This window comes from Allobosea sp. 05T422_2 (genome assembly GCF_056396265.1).
The window spans coordinates 1-2,757 of the sequence record NZ_JBFTLD010000445.1 but is presented as its reverse complement, the minus strand read 5'-3'; the positions used below and the strand labels follow the sequence as shown (position 1 = coordinate 2,757).

Here is a 2,757-nt window from a genome sequence, read left to right as displayed (position 1 = left end):
CTCCAGGGTCAAGGTTGGAGACAACCTCGAAATCAGGCGGATCGACGGGGCAATCGCGGCCGTCACCAGGGGCAAGAAGGGACTCAAGCCCGGCATCCGGTATTCCGAAGGCAAGTCTGACGCGGTTTTCCAGAACCTCCCATCCCGGTTTGTGACCCGCACCGCGACCGTGACGGCAAAGTTCAACGGCTTCGACGCTGCCAAGAAAATTGCCACGATCGACGGTCCGGATGGACGGCGTTCGCTGCCGGTCGCGGATCCCGTCCTCGCCGCCGATCTCCAGAAGCTGAAGCGCGGCGACATGATCGAGCTCGTCTTTACCGAGGCGTTCCAGGTGACTCTCAAGTGATCGGGTGCGGGCTGGCGTTTCGCGCCTGACACGGATACCGTCGCGATAGCGTCAAGGGTCGGGTGCGGAAGCCATGTCGTCGCCCAACATTCATCCTGCTGCTTCGCACCATTTGCCGTCTTTCATCACGGCACCGGGAGAGACCGACTATCTCATGGTCGCAATGGCGGTGGTCCTCGTCGTTGCGGTCCTGACGGTTGGCATCATCTTCTTTCGTCTGCACACGTTGCCCGAGCGGATGGCGCACAAGTCCAATAAGCTCCAGTTCGAAATTGTCGCGGTCCTCGGGCTTCTGGCGCTGTTCACCCATATCCACCTGTTCTGGGTGGCCGGGCTTCTGCTGGCGTTGATCGAGTTGCCCGACTTCTCCGGCCTCTTCGGCCGCATGGCTCACGCTCTCGAGCGAATTGCAGGCTCGGCGCCCCGCCGCAGCGGCGGGGCAACAACCGAGCCACCAGACCCGCCCGATACCCGGAAGACGCCGGTCGTTCACGAGCCGGGGCACCATGCCCGGCAGAAGGAGCCGAGCCATGCTTGAGCTCATGTTCTGCTCGCTTTTGACGATCCTGCCCGACTATCTTTTTCGCCGTTACTGGCAGGGCAGGCGCATTGGCAAGGAGATCACGCTCTACTCAGTCTGGTTCGAATTGCGCTGGGGCATCACGGCCTGCGCGATGTTGACAGTCGGGCTGATCACGGTGGTCTTCTACTTTCACCCCTCGACCACGAACGCGACCCTGTTCTTCAGGGCAGTGCCGATCATGCCGGAGAACAGAGGAAAGGTCGCAGAGGTCTTTGTCGGGCTCAGCGGCAGGGTCGAAAAAGGAACCCCCATCTTCCGCCTGGACAGCCGTGAGCAGGAAGCGGCAGCCGAGACCGCCCGCCGCAAGATTGCCGAGGCCGACGCTGCCCTGGTTGTCGCCCGATCCGAGCTCGCCTCGAGTGAATCCAAGATCCAGGAGGCGAGGAGCGACCTCCAGCAGGCGCAGGACGAGTTGCGGACCAAGCAGGAATTGGTGCGACGAAACGCGAATGTCGTCGCGCAGCGTGAGATCGAGAAGCTGGAGGTCAGCGTTGCCGGGAGAGAAGCCGCTTTGAACTCGGCGACCGCAGCACATGATACTGCCCAGATACGGATCTCGACGCTGCTGCCGGCGCAGAGGGAAAGTGCTCAGGCGGCCCTGGCTTTGGCCCAGATCGACATCGAGAACACGGTGATCCGAGCCGGGTTCACCGGCCGTGTCGAACAATTTGCGCTTCGTGCTGGCGACCTCGTCAATCCGAACATGCGCGCGGGCGGCGTATTGATCCCCGAGGGGGCCGGACGATCGTCGTTGCAGGCCGGCTTCTCCCAGATCGAGGCGCAGGTCATGAAGGTCGGGATGGTTGCCGAGGCCGTCTGCATCTCKAAGCCTTGGGTCGTCATTCCGATGGTGGTGACCGCGCTGCAGGATTTTATCGCAGCCGGGCAGTTTCGCGGTGGCGAGCAGTTGATTGACGCACAACAGGTCGCCAGGCCTGGCACGATCCTGACATTTCTCGAGCCGCTCTATCCCGATGGGCTCGAGGGGGTGACGCCAGGAAGCAGCTGTATCGTCAACGCCTATTCTAGCAATCATGATCGCATCGAGGCGAAGGACACCAGCTCCGTCAAAAAGGTCCTCCTTCATGCGGTCGATGCGGTCGGGCTTGTTCATGCGATGATCCTGAGGATCCAGGCACTGGTTCTGCCCATTCAGACATTGGTTTTCACCGGACACTGATCCGGTCCGTGCGATCCTTGGTCCTCGCGCTTAATACCGTCGACACTGTGGTAGCCGTGCGGGAGGATCAGGCAAAATTCCGATAAGGTAGGGGGTGGTTTTGACCAAATCCGAGGAGTCCTCGGGGCCTGCCGCCCTCGACTACGGGGCTCCTACGATAGCCTTCGACGGCATCGGGGGCCTCCTGCACGGAAACGGCCTGTACAGCATCGTTTTGATTTCCGGCCGACCCACCGTGATGCGCAACCAGTCCGTCCCGATCGTCCCGATCGTTTCATGCCAGATTCAGAGTAACCGTGAAGGACTCCTGCAACCCAAGAAGGCAATCGACGACTTGCTCTTGGCCACTACAGAGCCTCACGGTCAGGCGCAGTGACATGGTACACTCCTGCTGATGAAAATAACGGAACACGACATCCGCGACGGGGAAAGCAGCCGTGATTACGTGCGGCGCATTCCGCTTTGGCGACTGGCAGCGCTGCTGGTGATTGGCGTTGGAGCATTTGTTGGGATCGCAACCTTCTTTGCAATGTCGTTCGTGACTTTCAGGCAGTTCTGGATGCTGCTGGTGATTGGCGTTGGAGCATTTGTTGGGATCGCAACCTTCTTTGCAATGTCGTTCGTGACTTTCAGGCAGTTCTGGAT

At 60.5% G+C, this 2,757-nt stretch carries 4 protein-coding genes; all 4 read left to right on the top strand.

Annotation, left to right across the window (positions count from 1 at the left end; genetic code table 11):
• Positions 1-349: hypothetical protein (locus tag AC1DJT_RS35845; RefSeq protein WP_476835969.1), on the top strand; the 349-nt coding region annotated here is incomplete at its 5' end.
• A gap of 73 nt (positions 350-422) precedes the next feature.
• Entirely contained in the window at positions 423-887 is a 465-nt protein-coding gene (locus tag AC1DJT_RS35840; RefSeq protein WP_441508825.1) for a hypothetical protein, read from the top strand.
• Entirely contained in the window at positions 880-2,112 is a 1,233-nt protein-coding gene (locus AC1DJT_RS35835) for an HlyD family secretion protein (protein WP_441508826.1), read from the top strand. Before AC1DJT_RS35840 ends, AC1DJT_RS35835 begins: the two co-directional genes overlap by 8 nt.
• 394 nt (positions 2,113-2,506) lie before the next feature.
• Positions 2,507-2,757: hypothetical protein (locus AC1DJT_RS35830; protein ID WP_476835968.1), on the top strand; the 251-nt coding region annotated here is incomplete at its 3' end.

Excerpts from the sequence above, each read along its gene's own strand:
- AC1DJT_RS35840 (WP_441508825.1), top strand. The coding sequence starts at position 423 with ATGTCGTCGCCCAACATTCATCCTGCTGCTTCGCACCATTTGCCGTCT.